The sequence below is a fragment of the Streptomyces sp. NPDC025638 genome (assembly GCF_055558775.1).
On the sequence record NZ_JBVHLX010000001.1, the window covers coordinates 811805 to 834568 of the forward strand.

The following is a 22764-nucleotide window of genomic DNA, read 5'->3' on the forward strand; positions in this document are numbered from 1 at the left end:
ACACCCAACTGCGGCGCGCTGCTGGAGGGGGGCAGCGCGCCGACAGGTCCGAGTACCCGCCCCACCCAACTGCGCCCACCCGTCCCGCCCAGCTGCGGTCACCGATCCCGCCCAATTGCGGGCAGTCGTGCCGCCTGGGGCAGCACGGGTGGGCGCAGCGGCACCCCGCAAGCGCTGGGTAGCGCGACCCACCCCCACCCAGGGCAGCCCACGGCAGCTCATAACGCCGGGGAGCCACCCCCACCCCCCACAGGGCAACCCCAACCCCCTACCCCGGCCGCTCCTCCACCGCTTCCCGCGCCGAAGCCAACGCAGTCAACGCGGCCACCTCCGCCCGAAGCCCCCGTACCTCCGCGGCCAAGGACTCGATCGCCTCCGTCTGCCGCCGCTCCTCCACATCGTCCTTCTCGAACCGCGCGATGAACCACGCGGCGATGTTCGCGGTCACCACACCCAGCAACGCGATCCCGGACAGCATCAGCCCGACCGCGATCATCCGCCCCAGCCCGGTGGTCGGCGCATGATCCCCGTACCCGACGGTCGTCATCGTCGTGAACGACCACCACACGGCGTCACCCAGCGTCCGGATGTTCCCGTGCGGCGACTCCCGCTCCACCGACAGCACGGCCAGCGACCCGAACATCAGCAACCCGACGACCGCCCCCGCGACATACGTCGTCAGCCGGATCTGCGAAGCCATCCGCGCCCGCCGTCCCACCAGCAGCAGCGTCGAGACGAGCCGCAGCAGCCGCAGCGGCTGGAGGATCGGCAGTATCACCGCGCACAGGTCCAGCCAGTGCGTCCGTACGAACTCCTTGCGTCGGCGCGCGAGCGCCAGCCGCATCAGATAGTCCGTGGCGAAGGACCCCCACACCACCCACTCCACGACCGTGCACGCGGCCGTCAGGGAGCGCCCCGCCGAACTGTCCACGATCGGCACGGCATAGGCGACGGCGAAGGCCACCGCGAGCGCCAGCAGGGGCCGTTGGGTGTGCTGCTCCCAACGCGCCTGCGCCGATTGTTCCTCCATGCCCGCATCGTAAGGAAAACGCGGAGGCGGTGGAGCATCGAGCCCCACCGCCCCTCAGCAGCTCAAGAGCCGCTCGAGCCGCGAAACCGCGGCGCTACGCGTCGCCGCCGGCCGCTCCCGGGTCCGCCGCCGACACGTCAAGCAGCTGGTACCGGTCGATGGCCTGCTTCAGTACCGAACGGTCGACCTTGCCCTCCCGCGCCAGCTCGGTCAGCACCGCCACCACGATCGACTGCGCGTCGATGTGGAAGAAGCGGCGAGCCGCGCCCCGCGTGTCCGCGAAGCCGAAGCCGTCCGCACCGAGGGACTGGTACGTCCCCGGCACCCACCGGGCGATCTGGTCCGGAACCGACCGCATCCAGTCGGACACGGCCACGAACGGCCCCTCCGCGCCGCTGAGCTTGCGCGTGACGTACGGCGTGAGCTGCTCCTCCTCTGGGTGCAGCAGATTGTGCTGCTCGCATGCCACGGCCTCGCGCCGCAGCTCGTTCCAGGAGGTCGCCGACCAGACGTCGGCCCGTACGTCCCAGTCCTCCGCGAGGATCCGCTGTGCTTCGACCGCCCACGGCACCGCCACGCCGGACGCCATGATCTGCGCCGGGACGGAGCCCGCCGTGCCCGCGCCGATCCGGTGGATGCCCTTGAGGATGCCCTCGACGTCCACGTCCGCCGGCTCGGCCGGGTGCTGGATGGGCTCGTTGTAGACGGTGAGGTAGTAGAAGACGTCCTCGCCGTGCGGGTGCTGCGCGTCGCTGCCGTACATACGGCGCAGGCCGTCCTGCACGATGTGCGCGATCTCGTACGAGTACGCCGGGTCGTAGGCGACACAGCCGGGGTTCGTCGAGGCGAGCAGCTGCGAGTGGCCGTCCGCGTGCTGCAGACCCTCACCGGTCAGCGTCGTACGGCCGGCGGTCGCGCCGAGAACGAAACCGCGCGCCAGCTGGTCGGCCATCTGCCAGAACTGGTCACCCGTGCGCTGGAAACCGAACATCGAGTAGAAGACGTAGACCGGGATCAGCGGCTCGCCGTGTGTCGCGTAGGCCGAGCCGGCCGCGATCAGGGAGGCCGTGCAGCCCGCCTCCGAGATGCCGTCGTGCAGCATCTGGCCCGTCGGCGACTCCTTGTACGCGAGCAGCAGGTCGCGGTCCACCGCCTCGTACTGCTGGCCGAGCGGGTTGTAGATCTTCGCGCTCGGGAAGAAGGAGTCCATGCCGAACGTGCGGTACTCGTCCGGTGCGATCAGCACGAACCGCCTGCCGAGCTCCTTGTCCCGCATGAGGTCCTTGAGGAGCCGGACAAAGGCCATGGTCGTCGCGATCGACTGCTGACCCGAGCCCTTCTTCACACCCGCGTACGTCTTGTCCTCGGGCAGCGTGAGCGGCTTGGAACGCACGACGCGCGTCGGGACGTACCCGCCGAGCCCCTTGCGCCGGTCGTGCATGTACTGGATCTCCTCCGAGTTCCGGCCCGGGTGGTAGTACGGCGGCAGGCCGGACTCCAGCTCCTTGTCGGAGATCGGCAGGTGCAGCCGGTCGCGGAAGCCCTTGAGGTCGGTGACCGTCAGCTTCTTCATCTGGTGCGTGGCGTTGCGGCCCTCGAAGTTCGGGCCGAGCGTCCAGCCCTTGATCGTCTTGGCCAGGATCACCGTCGGCTGGCCCTTGTGCGCCTTGGCCGCCGAGAACGCCGCGAAGATCTTCCGGTGGTCGTGACCGCCACGGCCCAGGTGCAGGATCTGGTCGTCGGTCATGTGCTCGACCATCGCGCGCAGCCGGTGGTCGTCGCCGAAGAAGTGGTCGCGGATGTACGCGCCGGACTCGGTCGCATACGTCTGGAACTGGCCGTCGGGCGTGGTGTTCATCCTGTTGACCAGCACGCCGTCGCGGTCCTGGGCGAGCAGCGGGTCCCAGGTGCGGTCCCAGACCAGCTTGATCACGTTCCAGCCGGCGCCCCGGAAGACCGACTCCAGCTCCTGGATGATCTTGCCGTTGCCGCGCACCGGGCCGTCGAGCCGCTGCAGGTTGCAGTTGACCACGAAGGTGAGGTTGTCCAGGCCCTCGCGCGCCGCGATGGACAGCTGGCCGAGCGACTCCGGCTCGTCCATCTCGCCGTCACCGAGGAACGCCCACACATGCGACTTGGAGGTGTCCGCGATGCCGCGCGCCTCCATGTAGCGGTTCATCCGGGCCTGGTAGATCGCGGCCAGCGGGCCGAGGCCCATGGAGACCGTCGGGAATTCCCAGAAGTCCGGCATGGAGCGCGGGTGCGGGTAGCTGGAGAGCCCGTTCGGGTACTTCGACTTCTCCTGGCGGAAGCCGTCCAGCTGCACCTCGGTGAGCCGGTCGAGCAGGTAGGCGCGTGCGTAGATGCCGGGGGAGGCGTGTCCCTGGAAGAAGACCTGGTCGCCGCCGTCGCCCTCGTCCTTGCCGCGGAAGAAGTGGTTGAAGCCCACGTCGTAGAGCGAGGCGGAGGAGGCGAACGTGGCGATGTGGCCGCCGACGCCGATGCCGGGGCGCTGCGCGCGGGACACCATGACCGCGGCGTTCCAGCGGGTCGCGTTCAGGATCCGGCGCTCGATCTCCTCGTTGCCGGGGAAGAACGGCTCGTCCTTGGTCGCGATCGTGTTGACGTAGTCCGTGCTGCGCATCTCGGGCACGGCCACGCGCTTCTCGCGGGCGCGCTCGATCAGGCGGAGCATCAGATAGCGGGCCCGCTCGCGGCCGCGCTCGTCCACGGCGGCGTCGAGGGAGTCGAGCCACTCCTGGGTCTCTTCGGGATCGAAGTCAGGTACCTGACTCGGAAGGCCGCCAATGATGATCGGGTTGCGATCGGATCCGGAAGCCACGCTGTTCCTTACCTGTCAGAGGGCCGCTTCTGCTTGGGCTTTTTTCTCGGGCGTATCCCTTGTGCCAGCACCGTCCCCCATCGTGTACCTCGGGGAGGCCCACGTCATCTCTACTCGGTGGTAACCGAGACGTCCGTACGGTCTCCCTCAAGCCGTACTCGGGCGGCTCGGGCCAAAACGCAACGATACGCCCAGCGTATGACGTGATTGGCAAAGGCGTTCGAGCGCCGCACTCCCGGGTGATTCGCGGAGGGTTCCTAAGCTCGCAAAGCGGGCACAAGGGTGCAGAAGAAAGTGGTGTGGGTCACCCTGGGTTTGGGAGGGGTGCCAGGAGTTGCGGCGACACGGCCGGGATCGTCACCGTTTCGGCGGTCTGAACGGCCGGGTACTTGCGCGATCCGTCCCGCCCGTGTGGACTACGGCCAATGCTTCGCGCACGCGCGTGGCTGAGATAGTTACCAAGACATGATCAGGAGGCAACCCGTGAGCGCGACCGCGGACCACGCGGAGGAGCGGACGAGCCCTGCCGTCAGGCTGGGGTTCCAGCCCGAGCAGGTGGTCCAGGAGATCGGCTACGACGACGACGTCGACCAGGAGCTCCGCGAGTCCATTGAGGAAGTCATCGGCAGCGAACTCGTGGACGAGGAGTACGACGACGTCGCGGACGCCGTGGTGCTGTGGTTCCGCGACGAGGACGGCGACCTGACGGATGTGCTGGTGGACGCCACCACGTACATCGAGGAGGGCGGCGCGATCCTGCTCCTCACGCCGAAGACCGGCCGTGACGGGTACGTGGAGCCGAGCGACATCTCGGAAGCCGCCGTGACGGCGGGGCTGTCGGCCTCCAAGAGCGTCAGTGTGGGCAAGGACTGGAGCGGCTCGCGTCTGGTGACGCCGAAGGCTGCGAAGTCCAAGCGCTGATCGAGCAGTGACCGCCGTCCCTCGCCGGACGGGCTGATGTCAGCCGGGCTGGGCCGAAGGTCCAGCCCGGCACCGCTGCGCCCCGGTGGCGGCTGCGTAGGGTGGTGTCACCCGAACAGCCCCTCCGAAGGGATGCAGGACCATGGCGATCCAGGTCGGCGACAAGGCGCCCGACTTCGAGCTCAAGGACAACCACGGCCGCACCGTGAAGCTCTCCGACTTCCGGGGCGAGAAGAACGTGGTGCTGCTCTTCTACCCCTTCGCCTTCACCGGCGTGTGCACCGGTGAGCTGTGCGAGCTGCGGGACAACCTGCCCAGGTTCGAGGACCGCGGCACGCAGGTGCTCGCCGTCTCCAACGACTCCATCCACACCCTGCGCGTCTTCGCCGAGCAGGAGGGCCTGGAGTACCCCCTGCTGAGCGATTTCTGGCCGCACGGCAACATTTCGCGCGCCTACGGCGTCTTCGCCGAGGACAAGGGTTGCGCCGTCCGCGGGACCTTCATCATCGACAAGGAAGGCGTCGTGCGGTGGACCGTGATCAACGGCCTGCCGGACGCGCGGGACCTGAACGAGTACGTGAAGGCGCTCGACACCCTGTGATTCTTCGGGGTCAGGGCCTGCGGGCAGCGGGAACCCCTCACTAGGATCGAATCGTTGATCCGGTATCCGAAGCACCTCGGGGCTCCCCGCCCCTGGACACGACATGGAGGGACTCGTGGGAGTCAGCCTCAGCAAGGGCGGCAACGTATCCCTGACCAAGGAGGCCCCGGGTCTGACCGCGGTCCTCATCGGTCTTGGCTGGGACGTCCGCACCACGACCGGCACCGACTTCGACCTCGACGCCAGCGCCCTGCTGCTGGACACGTCGGGCAAGGTCGGCAGTGACCAGAACTTCGTCTTCTTCAACAACCTGAAGAGCCCGGACGGCTCGGTGGAGCACACCGGCGACAACCTCACCGGTGAGGGCGAGGGCGACGACGAGGTGATCAAGGTCAATCTGGCGACGGTCCCGGCCGACGTGGACAAGATCGTCTTCCCGGTGTCGATCTACGACGCCGAGAACCGCCAGCAGTCCTTCGGCCAGGTCCGTAACGCCTTCATCCGGGTCGTCAACCAGGCCGGCGGCGCCGAGATCGCCCGCTACGACCTGAGCGAGGACGCGTCCACCGAGACGGCCATGGTCTTCGGCGAGCTCTACCGGCACGGCCCGGAGTGGAAGTTCCGTGCCATCGGCCAGGGCTACGCCTCGGGCCTGCGCGGCATCGCGCAGGACTTCGGCGTCAACGTCTGAGATGTGACCGCCTCGTCCGGCGCCGCACCGTTTACGGTCGGCGCCGGACGTGCAGGACAACCGAAGAAGCACCACCTAGGGGAGGACCAGCATCATGGGCGTCACGCTCGCCAAGGGGGGCAACGTCTCCCTGTCCAAAGCCGCACCGAATCTCACGAACGTGCTGATCGGGCTCGGCTGGGACGCACGCTCCACCACCGGAGCCCCCTTCGACCTGGACGCCAGCGCGTTGCTGTGCCAGGGCCAGCGGGTGCTCGGCGACGAGTGGTTCGTCTTCTACAACCAGCTCAAGAGCCCGGACGGTTCGGTGGAGCACACCGGAGACAACCTCACCGGTGAGGGCGAGGGTGACGACGAATCGATTCTGGTCGACCTGCTGAAGGTCCCGGCCGTCTGCGACAAGATCACTTTCCCGGTCTCGATCCATATGGCGGACGAGCGCGGCCAGACCTTCGGCCAGGTCTCCAACGCCTTCATCCGGGTCGTCAACCAGGCCGACGGCCAGGAGCTCGCGCGCTACGACCTGAGCGAGGACGCCTCCACCGAGACGGCCATGATCTTCGGCGAGCTGTACCGCTACGGCGGCGAATGGAAGTTCCGGGCCGTCGGACAGGGGTACGCGTCGGGGCTGCGGGGCATCGCCCTGGACTTCGGGGTCAACGTCTCGTAGACGGCCCCGACGGCTGGCCGCACCATCTCGGACCTGTGTGTTCCGGGGCCGGGCGCCCCTCCTGGCCCGGCTTGAGGGGCAGGCCCTACACTTCGGGGTCAACAATGAGTAAAGCCGAGTACGGCGCGGGGGAGACCCGTACATACACGATTGGGTAGCCAGTGCTTCTGAAAACCTTCGGCTGGTCGTTCGCGGTCACCGCGCTCGGTCTGGTCGCGGCGGTCTTCTACGGGGGGTGGGAGGCCCTCGGCATCGTGGCGATCCTCTCCGTCCTGGAGATCTCGCTGTCGTTCGACAACGCGGTGGTCAACGCCGGAATCCTGAAGAAGATGAATGCCTTCTGGCAGAAGATCTTCCTCACGGTCGGCGTGCTCATCGCGGTCTTCGGCATGCGGCTGGTCTTCCCCGTCGTCATCGTCGCGATCACCGCCAAGATGGGCCCCATCGAGGCCGTCGACCTCGCTCTCAACAACAAGGACCGCTACCAGCAACTGGTGACCGACGCCCACCCGGCGATCGCCGCCTTCGGTGGCATGTTCCTGCTGATGATCTTCCTCGACTTCATCTTCGAGGACCGGGACATCCAGTGGCTGCGCTGGATCGAGCGGCCGCTGGCCAAGCTCGGCAAGGTCGACATGCTGTCGGTCTGCATCTCCCTGATCGTCCTGCTGATCACCTCCTTCACCTTCGCCACCCACGCGCACCAGCACGGCGGCGCGCACGTCGACAAGGCGCAGACGGTGCTGATCGCCGGTATCGCCGGTCTGATCACGTACATGATCGTCGGCGGTCTCTCCGGCTACTTCGAGGACAAGCTGGAGGAAGAGGAGGAGCGGGAGCACGAGGAGGAGGAAGAGGCCGCGCGCACCGGCAAGAAGCGCTCGCCCGTGGTGCTGGCAGGCCAGGCCGCGTTCTTCATGTTCCTCTACCTGGAGGTCCTGGACGCGTCCTTCTCCTTCGACGGCGTGATCGGCGCCTTCGCCATCACCAACGACATCGTCCTGATGGCGCTGGGCCTGGGCATCGGCGCGATGTACGTGCGGTCGCTCACCGTCTACCTGGTCCGTCAGGGCACCCTCGACGACTACGTCTACCTGGAGCACGGCGCCCACTACGCGATCGGGGCGCTGGCCGTGATCCTCATGGTCACCATCCAGTACCAGATCAACGAGGTCATCACCGGCCTCGTCGGCGTCATCCTGATCGCCTGGTCCTTCTGGTCCTCCGTCCGCCGCAACCGCGCTCTGGCGGAGTCCGAGGGAAAAGAGGGCTCGGACGAGAAGGCTGAGGTGTCCGTCTAGGACTCGGTCCACATCAGGGGTGTCTCACTCCCAGGTGTGATCACCTTCCGGGTGAGGAACGCTCACAGCGGGGCGGCCGACGGCGGCCGCCCCGCCATTTTGTGTCACGGGTACGCAGTCGTACATGGGGGCGGGAATGGGTTTCTTCGACGGGCTGCTGGGCGGCCGGGCTGCCGACTTCGACTCGGGCAGTGCCGCCACCAACTCGATCCAGCTCACCAAGCGGCACCAGCAGGTGTCCCTGACCAAGCAGGACGCGGCCACCGGGCATCTGCGCGTCAATCTGACCTGGCGCATGCGGACGTCCGACTTCGGCGGCATCCAGCGCACCAGTCTGTTCCGGCACCCCTTCAAGGCGCTCAAGCCGGCGGAGGTGCTGGGCCACGGGCAGAGCATGGTCAACGTCGACCTCGACCTGGGCTGCCTGTACGAGCTCACGGACGGCACCAGGGGGGTCGTCCAGCCGCTCGGCAACTACCTCGGGGACGTCAATTCACCGCCGTACGTCAAACTCAGCGGCGACGACCGGTTCGGGTCGGCGTCCGGCGAGACGATGTACGTCAACCTGGACCACCGCGAGGAGATAAAGAGGCTGCTGGTCTTCGTCTACATCTACGACCAGACGCCGGCCTTCGACCGCACCCACGCCATCGTCACGCTCTACCCCAGCAACGGCCCGCGCATCGAGATCGGCCTGGACGAACGGCACCCCCAGGCCCGCTCCTGCGCCGTCGTGATGATCGAGAACGTCAAGGGCGAACTGATCGTCCGCCGCGAGGTGAAGTTCGTCTACGGCTTCCAGGGCGAGCTGGACCGGCTCTACGGCTGGGGGCTGCAGTGGGGCCGGGGCTACAAGACCAAGGTGGTGGAGTGACCCTCAGCGGCCGATGAACTGCGGGCCCTGCGGGGGCAGCCTGAAGTCCGGGTTCGGGGCCGCCGTCACCGGAGGGGGATAGCCGTAGCCGGACTGGGCCGACGTGGCCGCCGCGGCCGGTGCCTGCGGATAGCCGTACGCGGGCCCGTCGGCGGGCTGCGGATAGCCGTAGGCCGACTGGGTCTGGGCCACCTGTGAGGTCCCCGGCTGCGGATAGCCGTACGCCGACTGCGCCGCCTGCGTCGGCAGCATCGTCGGCTGCTCCGGAGGCAGGGGCAGCGACTGGGGCGGCTCCTCGGCCCCCTCGGACTCGTCCACCGAGATGCCGAAGTCGGTCGCCAGGCCCTTCAGACCGTTGGAGTAGCCCTCGCCGAGCGCCCGGAACTTCCAGCCCTCGCCGCGCCGGTACAGCTCCCCGCAGATCAGCGCGGTCTCGGCGCCGGTCTCCGGCTTGATGTCGAAGAGGGCCAGCGGCTCGCCCTCGACGGTGGACGCGTCGTACAGCACGATGCGCAGCGCGTGTACGTGCTCGAAGGCGACGCCGTCCGCCGAGGCGACCAGGAGAATACGGCTGACACCGGTCTCGACACCGGCCAGATCCGTCTGGATCGTGTCGGTCAGGCCCTCGGCGATACGCTTCTTGCCGAGCCGCCATACCTTCCCGGAGGGGTGCCGGGGCTGGTTGTAGAAGACGAAGTCCTCGTCGGAGCGCACACGGCCGTCGGGGCCGAGGAGCAGCGCCGAGGCATCGACATCCGGGACATCCTGCCCGGGCGTCCAGCGCAGCACGGCGCGCAGCGTCGTGGCTTCCAGCGGGACGTTCGACCCCTTCAACATCGCGTGCGTCATGCGGTCATCCTGCCTTCTCGGTCCTGGTCACGACAATGCGGGGTAACCACAACCGACAGGGCTGTGCTTGCCGGCGTTACCTGAAATTCATGCCTGGCGGGAACTCATGACATGGAGTCGTACGTACTATTACCGGCCACCTGTCCACCAAATCCAGTTGCTTACCTTGCGCCACGGGGGAGTTCTATGCGTCATTTCGGGCACATTGCCCCTGAGGTGCGGCAGCGCCTCTTCCACCAGGAGCCGTGCGAGTTCACCGCCGACTCCCCGGCCCGGCTGCTCTCCGCGGCCCTGGGCGCCACGCTGTACAGCCCGGCCACCAGGCCGAGGCTCGCCGACGACATCGTCAAGCAGGCCTCACTGGGCGTGGTCTCGATGGTGCTGTGCCTGGAGGACTCGATCGGGGACGAGGACGTGCTGGAGGGCGAGCAGAACCTCGTACGCCAGTTCGCCGACCTCGACTCCCGGGCCGATGTGGACCTGCCCCTGCTCTTCATCCGGGTCCGCAACCCGGAACAGATCTCCGACCTCGTACGACGCCTGGGCGCGACCGTCCGGCTGCTGTCCGGATTCGTGTTCCCGAAGTTCACCGAGGAGCGCGGCATCCCCTTCCTGGAGGCGCTGGCCGCCGCCGAGACGGAGAGCGGGCGCCGGCTGTTCGGCATGCCGGTCCTGGAGACGCCCGAGCTGATGTACCGGGAATCGCGCGTGGACGCCCTGGAGGGCATCGCCCGCGCCGTCGACAAGTACCGCGACCGGGTGCTGGCGCTGCGCCTGGGCGTCACGGACTTCTGCTCCTCGTACGGACTGCGCCGCGCCCCCGACATGACGGCGTACGACGTCCAGATCATCGCCTCGGTGATCGCCGACGTGGTGAACATGCTGGGTCGGGCCGACGGCACCGGGTTCACGGTGACCGGTCCGGTGTGGGAGTACTTCCGGGTCCCCGAGCGCATGTTCAAGCCGATGCTGCGGCACAGCCCCTTCCTGGAGGGGCAGGCCGTCGAGCTGCGCGAGAGACTGATCGAGCACGCGATGGACGGGCTGCTGAGGGAGATCTCCCTGGACCAGGCCAACGGACTGCTCGGCAAGACCTGCATCCACCCCTCGCACGTCCTGCCGGTGCACGCACTGTCAGTGGTCAGTCACGAAGAGTTCAGTGACGCCCAGGACATTCTGCGGCCGGAACGCGGCGGCGGGGGTGTACTCAGGTCGGCCTACACGAACAAGATGAACGAAGTGAAGCCGCACCGCGCCTGGGCCGAGCGGACCATGCTGCGCGCCGAGGTGTTCGGTGTCGCCAACGAGGACGTCGGCTTCGTGGAGCTGCTCGCCGCCGGGATCCCCGGCTGACCACCGCCCAACCCAAGGAACGCATGAACAAGGCAGTGAACAACGGGGCCTGGTCCGGCAGTTGGGTCGCCGAGCGACTCGGGGTCGGACTGACGGGCGACGACACGCTGACGGGGCTGCTCGGGCTCGCGCTGCGCCGCAACCCCAAGCGCGCGCACCTGCTCGTCTCCAATGTGCTGGGCAAGCACGTGCCGCAGTCGCCGGGCGTGGTGTACGGGCACGGGTTCGCCCTGGGCCGCAGGGTGCGCGAGCTCCTCGGCGACGAGGAGGCGGCCAGGGCCGTCGTCGTGGGCTACGCGGAGACCGCCACCGGCCTCGGCCACTCGGTCGCCGACGGCCTGGGCCTCGCCCCCTATCTGCACTCCACCCGCCGCCCGGTCGCGGGCGTCGCCCGGGCGGGCGGCTTCGAGGAGTCGCACTCGCACGCCACCTCGCACCTGCTGCTACCGGAGGACCCGGCGCTGCTGGCCGGCGACGGCCCGCTGGTTCTCGTCGACGACGAGTTCTCCACTGGCAACACGGTCCTGAACACCATCCGCGACCTGCACGAGCGCTACCCGCGCGGGCGGTACGTCGTGGTCGCCCTCGTCGACATGCGCTCACCCGCGGACGCCGGACGCCTGGCGGCCTTCGCCCGGGAGATCGGCGCCCGTGTGGACCTGGTCGCCGCCGCCTCGGGAACCGTACGGCTGCCCGAGGGGGTGCTGGAGAAGGGGCAGGAGCTGGTCGCCCGCCACGAGTCCCGGGAGGCGCCCGCACCGGGGGCCGAGGACGGCCGGATCACCCGCGTCGAGCTCCACTGGCCGCGCGCTCTGCCCGACGGCGGCCGGCACGGGTTCACGCCCGCCCACCGGGCCCGCCTGGAGGGCGCCCTGCCCGCCATGGCCGCGCGGCTCGCCGAGGCGATACCCGCCGGCGCCCGCCGTGTCCTGGTCCTCGGCTTCGAGGAACTGATGTACGCACCCCTGCGGCTGGCCCGCGAGCTGGAGCAGGTCACGAACGTCGAGGTGCGCTACTCCACCACCACCCGCTCGCCCGTCCTCGCCGTCGACGACCCCGGCTACGCGATACGCACCCGCCTGGTCTTCCCGGCCCACGACGACCCGGCCGACGGCCCCGGCGAGCGCTACGCCTACAACGTCGCGGGCGCCGGCTTCGACGCCGTCGTCGCGGTGGTCGACTCGGCCGCCGACACACCCCGGCTGCACGCCCCCGACGGCCTGCTGGCCCAACTGGCCGCGCACACGCCGCACGTTCTGCTCGCCGTCGTACCGTCGTACGTGCCCGAGCCCCTGTACGTACCCGAAAGGCCCTCCATGCTGCCCGAGCCCCTCCGCGGCCCCGCCTTCTCCTCGTACGCGCCCGACGAGGTCGGCTGGCTGCTGCAGGACCTCTCGGACGTGACGCTGGAGGCGCCGACCGAGGAGCGCGAGGAGGCGATCCAGAGCGGCGGCGCGCACTACGCCGAGTCGCTGCCGGTGGAGTACCAGCCCAGCGAGCAGTACCAGGAGCTGTTCCACGCGGCCCTGGAGGCCTCGGCCGAACGGATCGCCCAGGCGGTCGGCGTGGTCACGGAGGCGGTGATCGCCGAGCGGTCGCCCCGGCCGGTGCTGGTCTCCCTGGCCCGCGCGGGCACCCCGGTCGGTGTGCTGATGCGCCGCTGGGCCAGGTTCCGGCACGGACTCGACCTGCCGCACTACGCCGTGTCCATCGTGCGCGGGCGCGGCATCGACGCCAACGCGCTGCGCTGGCTGGCCGCGCACCACGACCCGCGGGACGTCGTCTTCGTCGACGGCTGGACCGGCAAGGGCGCGATCACCCGCGAACTCGCCGACGCCATCGAGGAGTTCGAGGCGGGCGACGGGATCACCGGCTTCGACCCGGAGATCGCGGTGCTCGCCGACCCGGGCTCGTGCGTGCGGACGTACGGCACCCGCGAGGACTTCCTCATCCCGTCGGCCTGCCTCAACTCGACGGTCTCGGGCCTGATCTCACGCACCGTCCTGCGCGCCGACCTGGTCGGCCCGAACGACTTCCACGGCGCCAAGTTCTACCGCGAACTCGCCGGCGTGGATGTGTCGGTGGCCTTCCTGGACGCCGTCGCCGCGCGCTTCCCCGAGGTCACCGACACCGTGGACACGGCGGTCAAGGATCTCCTCGCCGGCGACCGCACCCCGACCTGGGAGGGCTGGGCCGCGGTCGAGCGGATCAGCAAGGAGTACGGCATCCACGACGTGAACCTCGTCAAGCCCGGTGTCGGCGAGACCACCCGGGTGCTGCTGCGCCGGGTGCCCTGGAAGATCCTCGCCCGCGCCGGCGCGGGCCCCGACCTGGAGCATGTCCGGCTGCTGGCCGAGCAGAGAGGGGTGCCCGTCGAGGAGGTCGGCGAACTGCCGTACACCTGCGTGGGGCTGATCCACCCGCGGTACACGCGCGGTGCGACCGGCGCCGACGGCAAGGCGGTGACGGTCTGATGCCGGTGCTGGTGGCGAGCGACCTCGACCGTACGCTGATCTACTCCGCCGCGGCCCTCGCGCTGACCATGCCGGACGCGCGGGCGCCCCGGCTGCTGTGCGTGGAGGTGCACGAGAGCAGGCCGCTGTCCTATATGACGGAGACGGCGGCGCAGCTGCTCGGCGACCTCGGCGACGCGGCGGTGTTCATGCCGACGACCACCCGGACCCGCAAGCAGTACCTGCGCATCAACCTGCCGGGCCCGGCGCCGAAGTACGCGATCTGTGCCAACGGCGGCCATCTGCTGGTGGACGGAGTCTCGGACCCCGACTGGCACGCGCGCGTGCAGGACCGGCTGGCCGACGAGTGCGCGCCGCTGGAGGAGGTGCGCGCGCATCTGGCCGAGACCGCCGACCCCGCCTGGGTGCGCAAGCACCGGATCGCCGAGGACCTCTTCGCCTATCTGGTGGTCGAGCGCGAGCTGCTGCCCGAGGAGTGGGTCAAGGAGCTCGCGGTGTGGGCGGAGAACCGGGGCTGGACGGTCTCCCTGCAGGGCCGCAAGGTCTACGCCGTGCCGAAGCCCCTCACCAAGAGCGCGGCGGTCCGTGAGGTCGCCCGCCGCACCGGTGCCGACCTCACCCTGGCGGCCGGCGACTCCCTGCTCGACGCCGACCTGCTGCTCGCGGCCGACCGGGGCTGGCGCCCGGGGCACGGCGAGCTGGCCGACGCCGACTGGACCGCACCGGCGATCAGCGCGCTGCCCGAGCGGGGCGTGCTGGCGGGGGAGCGGATCCTGCGGGAGTTCCTGCGGACGGTACGGCGGCCGTCCTAGGCTGCCTCACCGGGAAGCGTCAGCCGCAGCGGCCCCCGCCGCAACAGCCGCCTCCTCCGCCCGCACGGGGCGCGGGGGCGGGTGCGGAGGCCGAACCCGCGACGGCTACCGTCGACAGCAGCTTGACCGTGTCGTCGTGGCCGGCGGGGCAGTCGGCGGGGTCGGAGGACTGTGCCATGGGACGGCTCAGTTCGAACGTGTCGCCGCAGGTCCGGCAGCGGTACTCGTAGCGAGGCATAAGCACAGGTTAACCGGCGTGACGGTAATCACTACACCTCAGAATTTCATGAGTGTTCGACTCTGCCCGATACTTGTGCGGAGATTTTGAAAAGATCGCTGATAATTTAGACAGGCCGCGAGGAGCCGTAAGACCGGGGGAACAGGGGGGCTCGTGACGCCGCGCCCACCGCGGCTGTGCCACCCACTGAGTCTCAACCCGCGCGCGCAAGACCGAGTGCGAGGGGAGACGCAGTCGTGACCGACGCATCACAGCGGACGGACGACCCGGAGGGCGAGGACCACGCCCGGACCGGAGCCGGTGTGCCGTTGGACGCGGACGAGACCCTTCATCTGAAGGTCGACGCCCTGCGCGCGGACGAGACCCTGCACCTGAAGGTCGACGCCCTGCGCGCCGACGAGACCATGCAACTCCGCGTGCCGCCTCCACCGCCGCCCGCCGCCTCCGGCAGCCGCGCCGACCGCCGCCGCAGCGCCCGCCCCACTCCCCGCGGCCGCCTCGTCGCCGCGCTCACCGGCCTGCGTGACACCCTGGGCCCCCGGCTCGCGCCGCTCGCCCCGTACGCCCGCCGCCTCAGGCCCCTCTATCCGCGCCCCGGCCGCAGCGGCTGGCGCCGCTGGGTGCCCTCCTGGCGCCAGTGGCTGGGCGCCTGGCTGACGTCCTTCGGTCTGCTCAGCCTGTTCCTGGTCGTCGCCTACGCCGCCACGGACATACCGACCAACCTGAACACGTACGCCACCCAGCAGGACAACGTCTACTTCTGGTCCGACGGGACGCCGATGGCCCGCACCGGCTGGGTGCAGCGGCAGGCCATGCCACTCAAGGACATACCCGAGGACGTGCGCTGGGCGGTGCTGGCGGCGGAGAACGAGAGCTTCTACTCCGACCCCGGAATCTCCGTCAAGGGCATCACCCGAGCGCTGTGGAGAACGGTCGGCCAAGGGGACACCGAGGGTGGCTCCACCATTACCCAGCAGTACGTCAAGAACGTCTATCTGAACCAGAACCAGACCATCAGCCGCAAATTCACCGAGGCGATGATCGCCCTCAAGCTCGACAACAAGATGAGCAAGGACGAGATCCTCGAGGGCTATCTCAACACCAGCTGGTTCGGCCGCGGCACGTACGGCATCCAGCGTGCGTCACAGGCCTACTACGGCAAGGACGTCAGCAAGCTCAACGCCAGCGAGGCGGCCATGCTGGCCTCCCTGCTGAAGGGCGCGGGACTCTACGACCCCACGCTCAGCGCGGCCAACCACAAGCGGGCCGAGGAGCGCTGGACCTGGATCCTCGACCGCATGGTCAAGATCGGCAAGCTGTCGCCGGCGGAGCGGGCCAAGTACCGGACGTTCCCCGAACCGCTCAGGACGGCCCGGGTCTACGACACCGGCAAGCAGAGCGACTACCTGGTGGAGCTGGCCCAGCAGTACGCCAAGAAGTCCGCGCACATCTCGGACAAGCAGTTCGACCTCGGCGGCTACCAGATCTACACGACCTTCGACCGCAAGCGGGAGTCCCGGCTCACCGACGCCGTCACCAAGGCCCGCAAGCAGGCGAAGCAGGACGACCCGAAGAGCGTGAAGACCGCGCACTACGGCGCCGCCTCGGTGGCCACCGACGGCCGGATCATCGCCGTGTACGGCGGCCCCGACCACCGTACGCAGGGCTTCAACGAGTCCAACGCGTCCACCGTCCAGGCCGGTTCGGCCTTCCTGCCGTTCGTCTACGCCGCCGGTCTGCAGCACGGCGTCCACAAGACCCGCAACGGCCCCGCGACCCCGGTCACCCCGCAGACCCTCTACAACGGCGACAACGGCGTCCCGGTCACCACACCCGAGGGGCCGTACTGGGACCGCAGCGGCAAGCGGGTCGCCGCCCACAACGACGGCGGGCAGTCCTACGGGCCGATCAGCCTGGGCAAGGCGCTCGCCCAGTCGGTGAACACCCCGTTCATGCAGCTCGGCATGGACACCGGCCTGGCCAATGTGCGGCAGACCGCCGAGGCGGCCGGTCTGCTCCCCTCCAGCATGGGACCGCAGGTGCCTGCGATGTCCCTGGGCAACTCCACGCCCAGCGCCATCCGGATGGCGAGCGGTTACGCCACCTTCGCCGCGCAGGGGCAGCACACCGACCCGTACTCGGTGCTCCGCATCACCCGCAACGGCTCGGTGGTCAGGATGGACACCCCCGCCGAGCGCCGGGCGGTCGGCGCCAAGGTGGCCCAGGAGGTCTCCCAGGCGCTGACGGACTCCCTGCTGACCGCCCACCCCGGCGCGGCCACCCCCGCCGCGCCGACGGCCGGGCGCACCGGCGCCGCACTTCCGGCCGGCGGGAAGGCCGGGACCACCGAGAACGACACCGCCGCCTGGTACGCCGGGATGGCCGACTCCGTGTCGACCGCGGTCGTCGTCTACCGCATGGACCTCGCCAAGAGTCTCGAACCACTTCCGCTCAAGGGCCTGGCCGGTACAACCAATGAGAGCGTTCCGTACGTCATATGGGAGAAGGCAATGGGCCTCGGTTGACCTCGATGGCCCGACGACCTCCCACCCCCGCACAGAATGAGCCGCCCATGAACAGGAAGCAGCCGTCCGGCCGTCGCCGCCGGGACCGCGCCCGCCGCCGTCCACCCCGCCGCGCAACGCGCCCGGAAGTCATGACCCTGGCCGCCTTCCTCGTCGTGGCCTCGCTGGTCGCCGGTTTCCTTGCGCTGGTCCGCCAGGACAACACGGCGCCCGCCGCGTCCGCCAAGGGATCCAGGGGCGCCCCGCCGAAGACCGGCAAGGAGCCCAAGTGGGACGGCAAGACCAAGATCCTGGGCGACGGTTCGACCTCCTACACGGGCCCGCAGAAGGGGGAGCTGAAGGCCGTACCGCTCAAGCCGGGTGAGAAGCCGCCCCAGTTCGTCGTCTTCTCCTGGGACGGCGCGCTGCAGGGCGACGACGAGCTCTTCTCCCACTACCGGGAGCTGGCGAAGCAGTACGACGCCCATATGACGTTCTTCCTCACCGGCATCTATCTGCTGCCCAAGAGCAAGAAGGACCTGTACCACCCGCCGCAGCACAAGCCCGGCGCCGCGGCCATCGACTACCCCACCGACGAGCACATCCGCACCACCCTGGAACAGCTGCGCCTGGCGTACGACGAGGGCAACGAGATCGGCACCCACTTCAACGGCCACTTCTGCGAGACCAAGGGCAGCGGCAAGGACTGGAGCGTCGACGACTGGAAGCAGGAGATCGACCAGTTCTTCTCGCTCGTGGAGAACTGGAAGACCAACACCGGCTACACGGACATCCCCGCACTGCCCTTCGACTTCAAGAAGGAGGTCACCGGAGGCCGCGCGCCCTGCCTGGAGGGCCAGCCGAACCTGCTGAAGGCCATCAAGGGCTACGGCTGGCGCTATGACGCCAGTTCCACGGGCGACTTCCAGATATGGCCGTCGAAGAAGAACGGCATCTGGAACTTCCCGCTGCAGCTGCTGCCGTACGGGGACAAGATCCAGGCCCTGTCGATGGACTTCAACTTCCTCTACAACCAGTCAGACGGTGAGACGCATGGCAACCCGGCGTTGTACCCGCAGTGGGAGCAGCAGACGGTCGACGCCTACATGGCCGGCTTCAACCGCGTGTACTACGGCAGCCGGGCACCGCTGTTCATCGGCAACCACTTCGAGGACTGGAACGGCGGCATCTACATGAAGGCCATCGACCAGGTCGTCAAGAACGTCTGCACCAAGAAGGGCGTCAAGTGCGTCTCCTTCAAGGAGCTGGCCGACTGGATGGACGTGCAGAAGCCGGAGACGCTGGCGAACCTGCGCAGCCTGGATCCGGCGCAGTCGCCGGGGGACTGGTCGACGGTGGTCAAGTGACGTCCGAGCGCTGGTGATTCCACTTGTGCAACCCCCTTCACAACCAACACACATGCCGTGCGAAGATGCCATCCCCCGGTAGGTGTACCGGTGTAGAGGGGAACATCATTGAAATCTAGAAGATTGAGCCGTAAGGGCCGTCGTGCCGGAATAGTCTCGGTGGCCGCCGCTTCGGTCGTCGCCGGAGTGGCCCTGGTGCCCAACTGGAGCGCGGGCGCCGCCGTAGTGGACGACCCGACCGTGGACGCCGCGACCAAGGCGACCTTCCAGAAGCTGGCCGACGCGGTCTTCACCGACCGCACGGACGCCCTGGTGGACGGGGGCCACAAGAAGCGGGCCACGTCGGGTTTCTCGGGCGACGTCAAGCTGTCCGCCATCCGGTCGCGCGAGGAGAACTCGGCGCTGACCGAACTGCACGGCCGTAAGTCGCGCCTCGCGAAGCTGGGCGAGAAGTACAGCGCCGGCAGCACCCGGGTCACGCTGGACGCGACGCGGGTGACCGGGCGCACGGCCAAGGCCGACGTCACCGAGTCGACGACGCTGACCTACGCGAAGGTCAAGGGCACCGAGCCGAAGACCACCGGCTTCCAGGCCCACCACGAGCTGACCTTCCGGGCCGACCGGCACGGCAACTGGCAGCTGACCGACATCAAGGACACCGACAACGGCTACATCGCCGTGAACCAGGTGGCCAAGCAGCCGACCGTCGCGGTGAAGGCCAGCCCCGCCGACGACGGCCCGCCCTCGGCGCCCCGCGCGGCCACCTCGTGGCCGGGGCCCGCCAGCCCGAAGAACTTCACCGCCAGCGGCTACGACTACAAGGCCATGGTGGCGTACGCGACCAAGTACTGGAAGTACTACAACCCCGACTACCCGGACTACAACGGGCAGGGCGCGGGCGGCGACTGCACCAACTTCGTCAGCCAGTCCCTGAAGGCGGGCGGCTGGAAGCACGTACCCGGCTACACGTACGACTTCCACAAGTGGTTCGGCAACTCCGAGATCCAGTCGGACTCGTTCGTCGGCGTCAACGAGTTCTCCTGGTTCGCCCTGTCCTCGAAGCGGGTCACCAGCCTCGCCAACGTCTACCAGCTGGACCTGGGCGACGTGCTGCAGATGGACTTCAACAAGGACGGGTCCAAGGACCACTCCATGATCGTCACCTACCGCAGCCCGCAGGGCGTGCCGTACGTGTCGTACCACTCCACCAACACCTACAACCGGTCGGTGGCGAGCCTCGTCGCGTCGTACCCGACCGCCGCGTTCTACGCCTACCGCACCTGATCCGGCCGGTCCCGCCGCTCCGGCCGTACCGCGTCGGGGTGGCGGGCCCGCCAGTACGGGTTGTCGTCCGGCAGGGTGGAACCGACCCTGCCGTACATCCCGAACACCATCAGCAGGATGCCCACCACAAAGCTGAACAGCACGTTCTGCATCTTGAACGCCAGGAAGTTGTGGGGGGTGTCCAGCAGGGCGAGGTTCAGGAACCCGCTCAGCAGGAACAGGATGCCCAGGGTCATGTTCAGCGTGGACGCGAAGTTCCCGCCGATCACCATGCCCACGAAGAGCAGCAGCCCGACGCAGACGGACAGGACGCTCAGCGTGCCATTGGTGTTCAGCCCCATGGCCGTGTTCCCACCGGTGTCGAAGAAACCGATGTTGTTCGTCAGGCCGAGGATGCCGAAGGCGAGCAGGAACAGGCCCATCAGACCGGCGCCCACCCGGTAGACCTTGTTCAGCCGGTGGTCCACGGGAAGGTGCTCGTCGAACTTGATCCGCTGCCGAGTGTCCGAGTGCGATGCGTGCGAGGCCATGTCCGCCTCCTTGTGCGGGTGAGTACCGGCCCAGGCCGTACGTCTCTCCCAATATCCGCCCGCCATGCCCCGGCGGCAACGGCTCAGTGCGCGGGACCCCCGCGGTCCTCGCGGATCTGGGCCACCACCCGTGCCACCGTCTGCCGCACGGTCTCCGTCTCGGTCAGGAAGTGCCAGTAGTCGGGGTGGCGGCCCTCCAGACCGGTGATCGCCCGCTCCAGCCGGCCCACGGCGTCGTCGAGCGGCCGCGCGTGCCGCGGGTCGGGGGTCGTACGGCCCGTCATGGCCAGCCGCTGGGCGTCCCGGATCGCGAACCGGGTCCGGTCGATCTCCTGCTGCGGGTCCTTCTGCACGGCGTTCAGCCGGTTCAGCCGGTCACCGGCGGCCGAGACGGCCTCGTCGGTGGTGTTCAGCAGCGCCCGCACCGTCGACAGCAGCGAGGTGGCGTCCGGCCAGCGCTGGGCGTCCCGGGCGGCCTGCGCCTCCTTGAGCTTCAGCTCGGCCTGCCGCACGTTGTCCACGGCCTGCTGCGGCACGTGCTGGAGGTCCTGCCAGCAGGCCGCCGCGAACCGGCGCCGCAGCTCGCTCAGCACCGGGTCGACCTGGCCGGCCCGGGTGGTCAGGGCCTGCGCCCGGGTGCGCAGCGACACCAGCCGGTGGTCGATCTCGGCCGCCTTCTCCGGCAGCCGCTCGGCCTCCACGCGGACGGCCTCGGCCTCCCGCTGCACCCGTTCGGCCCGCTCCAGCGTCTGCTGCACCCCGTGCCGGCCCGCGCCCTGGTTCAGCTTGGTCAGCTCGGGGGAGAGGGCCGCCAGCCGGGCCGCGAGGTCGTCCGCCGTCAGCCCCGAGCCCCGTACGGCGTCCAGGGCGTTGGACGCGGCCAGCAGCCCCTGGCGGGCCCGCTCCACGGCGGGCGCGAGCCGGGCCAGCTGGGTCTCGGCCTTGCCGAGCAGCGGCCCGAGACCGCTGCCGAAGCGGTCCAGCTCCTGCTTGACCCGCACCAGCTCGTCCTTGGCCGCGGTCAGCTCGGAGCGGGCCCGGGCGGCCACGGAGGCCTCCAGGTCGTCCCGGTCGAGGTCGTGCGCGTCGATCGCCTGGATGTAGCGGTTGCTGACCTCGTCGATACGGCGCCCGAGCGCCTCGAAGTCGGTGACGGCGCGGCGGGCCGCGGGGGAGTCGTCGACGGCCGAGATGGTCTCGATCGAGATCCGCAGATCGCGCTGGGCGGTGTCGAGCTCGTAGAAGGCGGCCGCGGCGGCGTCCTTGGCGGCCTGTGCCTCGGCCCGCTGGCTCTCGGACCGGCCGCCGAACCAGCGCCGGGTGCCGCCGCCGGCGAACGCGGCGGGCAGCGCGAGGGCGGCGAGCACGGGCAGACCCATCAGGGTGAGGGCGTCACGCAGGGCCGTGGGGCCGCGCCGGGGCCGTACGGACGGCGAATACGGCTGCTCGGGTGTCGCCGGTGTCGCCGTCACATCCCTCTCCCGTGCTGTGGTTCGCCCTGGGTGGTGTCATTCTCCCACCCGTTGAAGACGAACACACGAGCCGGTCAGTTCGCGGTTCGCACCGTGACTTTCCCGTCGGCGGTGCGGGCGGAGACGACGTGGCGGCTGGAGTCGCTGCGGGGCACGGAGACGTCCACTCCGCCGTCGCCGGTCTTCGTCGTCACCCGGTACGTGGCCCGGGGCAGCGCGATCGTGACGGAGCCGTCGGCGCTCGTGGCCTCCACCAGGTCGGGTACGGCGCCGAGTTCGAGGCGGACCGAGCCGTCATGAGTGGTCGCCCGTACCCGGGGCGAGGAGACCTCGGCGCGCACCGAGCCGTCGTCGGAGCCGAGCTCCAGCGGCCCGGTGGAGTCGGTGACGTGCACGGATCCGTCGTGGGTACGGATGCCGAGCGCGTCGGTGAACCCGCGCGCCCGCACGCTGCCGTCGCCGTCCTCCACCTTGACCGCGATGCCGCGCGGCACCTCGATGCGATGCCTGGCGGAGCAGTCGGCGATGAACCCGGAGCACCTCATCCGCAGCACCAGCCGGTCGTCCTTAATCGACCAGGTCACCTTCGGGTCCCCGCCCACGACGACCTTGCCCTTGAACCAGCGGGTGACCTCGACCGTCCCCGCCTTGTTCGAGCCGGCGGCGACGATCTCCAGCGCCGAGTCGTCGGAGTCGACGGTGAGGGTGTGCCCGTGCAGGGCGAAGGAACGGTGGTCGGGATGCTTGTCGTCCGCCGCGGAGTCCCCGCAGGCGGAGAGCGCGGCGGTGAGGAGCACGGTGACGCCGAGCGCGGCGGCCGTACGGCGGACGGGGGCGGTTCGGGCGGTTCGGCTGGCTCGGGCGGTGGAGGTCATGTCATCGACAGTAGGAATCGGCGGCCCGGGAGCCGATCCGGGCGGCTCCCGTATTCGAGGTGGGGATAACCCCCCG

19 protein-coding genes are annotated in these 22764 nt (G+C 69.3%); 12 read left to right on the forward strand and 7 right to left on the reverse strand.

All coding sequences use genetic code 11. The features are described from left to right. Positions 1-268: 268 nt before the first annotated feature. Positions 269-1030: a potassium channel family protein gene (locus ACZ4EG_RS03555; protein WP_453552224.1), complete on the reverse strand. Its 762-nt coding sequence runs from the start codon at positions 1028-1030 to the stop codon at positions 269-271. 94 nt (positions 1031-1124) lie between these two features. Then, the gene (aceE, locus tag ACZ4EG_RS03560; protein ID WP_467789378.1) at positions 1125-3872 is read right to left on the reverse strand and encodes a pyruvate dehydrogenase (acetyl-transferring), homodimeric type; all 2748 of its coding nucleotides are present in this window, start codon (positions 3870-3872) and stop codon (positions 1125-1127) included. Between the two features lie 483 nt (positions 3873-4355). Here aceE and ACZ4EG_RS03565 point away from each other — a divergent pair, with 483 nt between their 5' ends. The 6 genes from ACZ4EG_RS03565 (at position 4356) to ACZ4EG_RS03590 (ending at position 8930) form a co-directional block, all read left to right on the forward strand. Beyond that, complete coding sequence (locus ACZ4EG_RS03565; protein WP_263208317.1) at positions 4356-4793, forward strand: DUF3052 domain-containing protein; 438 nt, start codon at positions 4356-4358, stop codon at positions 4791-4793. Between the two features lie 142 nt (positions 4794-4935). Further along, entirely contained in the window at positions 4936-5394 is a 459-nt protein-coding gene (locus ACZ4EG_RS03570; RefSeq protein WP_390706361.1) for a peroxiredoxin, read from the forward strand. Positions 5395-5509: 115 nt separating this feature from the next. Continuing rightward, entirely contained in the window at positions 5510-6085 is a 576-nt protein-coding gene (locus tag ACZ4EG_RS03575; RefSeq protein ID WP_363298963.1) for a TerD family protein, read from the forward strand. Between the two features lie 94 nt (positions 6086-6179). Then, complete coding sequence (locus ACZ4EG_RS03580) at positions 6180-6755, forward strand: TerD family protein (protein WP_453552229.1); 576 nt, start codon at positions 6180-6182, stop codon at positions 6753-6755. A 161-nt stretch (positions 6756-6916) separates the two neighbouring features. Then, positions 6917-8056, forward strand: a complete 1140-nt coding sequence (locus ACZ4EG_RS03585; protein ID WP_453552231.1) for a DUF475 domain-containing protein — start codon at positions 6917-6919, stop codon at positions 8054-8056. Between the two features lie 136 nt (positions 8057-8192). Beyond that, positions 8193-8930, forward strand: coding sequence for a TerD family protein (locus ACZ4EG_RS03590; protein ID WP_390706955.1), 738 nt, complete (start codon positions 8193-8195; stop codon positions 8928-8930). Positions 8931-8933: 3 nt separating this feature from the next. Here the strand turns inward: ACZ4EG_RS03590 and ACZ4EG_RS03595 are convergent, their stop codons facing one another. Then, positions 8934-9779: a TerD family protein gene (locus ACZ4EG_RS03595; RefSeq protein ID WP_467789379.1), complete on the reverse strand. Its 846-nt coding sequence runs from the start codon at positions 9777-9779 to the stop codon at positions 8934-8936. Positions 9780-9965: 186 nt separating this feature from the next. Here ACZ4EG_RS03595 and ACZ4EG_RS03600 point away from each other — a divergent pair, with 186 nt between their 5' ends. Genes ACZ4EG_RS03600 through ACZ4EG_RS03610 form a run of 3 tightly spaced genes read left to right on the forward strand, consistent with a single transcriptional unit; the run spans position 9966 to position 14418 of the window. Beyond that, positions 9966-11132 (forward strand): HpcH/HpaI aldolase/citrate lyase family protein, encoded by a 1167-nt coding sequence (locus ACZ4EG_RS03600; RefSeq protein WP_467789380.1) that lies wholly within the window; start codon positions 9966-9968, stop codon positions 11130-11132. Positions 11133-11155: 23 nt separating this feature from the next. Continuing rightward, entirely contained in the window at positions 11156-13606 is a 2451-nt protein-coding gene (locus tag ACZ4EG_RS03605) for a phosphoribosyltransferase (RefSeq protein WP_467789381.1), read from the forward strand. Continuing rightward, entirely contained in the window at positions 13606-14418 is an 813-nt protein-coding gene (locus tag ACZ4EG_RS03610; RefSeq protein WP_390706356.1) for an HAD family hydrolase, read from the forward strand. Before ACZ4EG_RS03605 ends, ACZ4EG_RS03610 begins: the two co-directional genes overlap by 1 nt. A 19-nt stretch (positions 14419-14437) precedes the next feature. On the opposite strand, the gene ACZ4EG_RS03615 is transcribed toward ACZ4EG_RS03610, so the two are convergent. Continuing rightward, positions 14438-14656, reverse strand: coding sequence for an FmdB family zinc ribbon protein (locus tag ACZ4EG_RS03615; RefSeq protein ID WP_453552240.1), 219 nt, complete (start codon positions 14654-14656; stop codon positions 14438-14440). A gap of 404 nt (positions 14657-15060) precedes the next feature. Here ACZ4EG_RS03615 and ACZ4EG_RS03620 point away from each other — a divergent pair, with 404 nt between their 5' ends. The 3 genes from ACZ4EG_RS03620 (at position 15061) to ACZ4EG_RS03630 (ending at position 19811) form a co-directional block, all read left to right on the forward strand. Continuing rightward, on the forward strand, positions 15061-17181 hold the full coding sequence (locus ACZ4EG_RS03620) for a transglycosylase domain-containing protein (protein ID WP_467789474.1): 2121 nt from the start codon (positions 15061-15063) through the stop codon (positions 17179-17181). A 47-nt stretch (positions 17182-17228) separates the two neighbouring features. Next, on the forward strand, positions 17229-18527 hold the full coding sequence (locus tag ACZ4EG_RS03625) for a polysaccharide deacetylase family protein (RefSeq protein WP_467789382.1): 1299 nt from the start codon (positions 17229-17231) through the stop codon (positions 18525-18527). A gap of 159 nt (positions 18528-18686) precedes the next feature. Further along, the gene (locus tag ACZ4EG_RS03630; RefSeq protein WP_453552244.1) at positions 18687-19811 is read left to right on the forward strand and encodes an amidase domain-containing protein; all 1125 of its coding nucleotides are present in this window, start codon (positions 18687-18689) and stop codon (positions 19809-19811) included. Here ACZ4EG_RS03630 and ACZ4EG_RS03635 read toward each other — a convergent pair. The 3 genes from ACZ4EG_RS03635 to ACZ4EG_RS03645 all read right to left on the reverse strand — a co-directional run bounded on the left by ACZ4EG_RS03635 (position 19799) and on the right by ACZ4EG_RS03645 (position 22688). Then, positions 19799-20341, reverse strand: coding sequence for a DUF4383 domain-containing protein (locus ACZ4EG_RS03635; RefSeq protein WP_453552246.1), 543 nt, complete (start codon positions 20339-20341; stop codon positions 19799-19801). The genes ACZ4EG_RS03630 and ACZ4EG_RS03635 overlap by 13 nt on opposite strands. 83 nt (positions 20342-20424) lie before the next feature. Beyond that, a complete protein-coding gene (locus ACZ4EG_RS03640; RefSeq protein WP_467789383.1) occupies positions 20425-21813 on the reverse strand; it encodes a hypothetical protein in 1389 nt (462 codons plus the stop codon). 74 nt (positions 21814-21887) lie between these two features. Further along, complete coding sequence (locus ACZ4EG_RS03645) at positions 21888-22688, reverse strand: DUF4097 family beta strand repeat-containing protein (RefSeq protein ID WP_467789384.1); 801 nt, start codon at positions 22686-22688, stop codon at positions 21888-21890. Positions 22689-22764 lie beyond the last annotated feature (76 nt).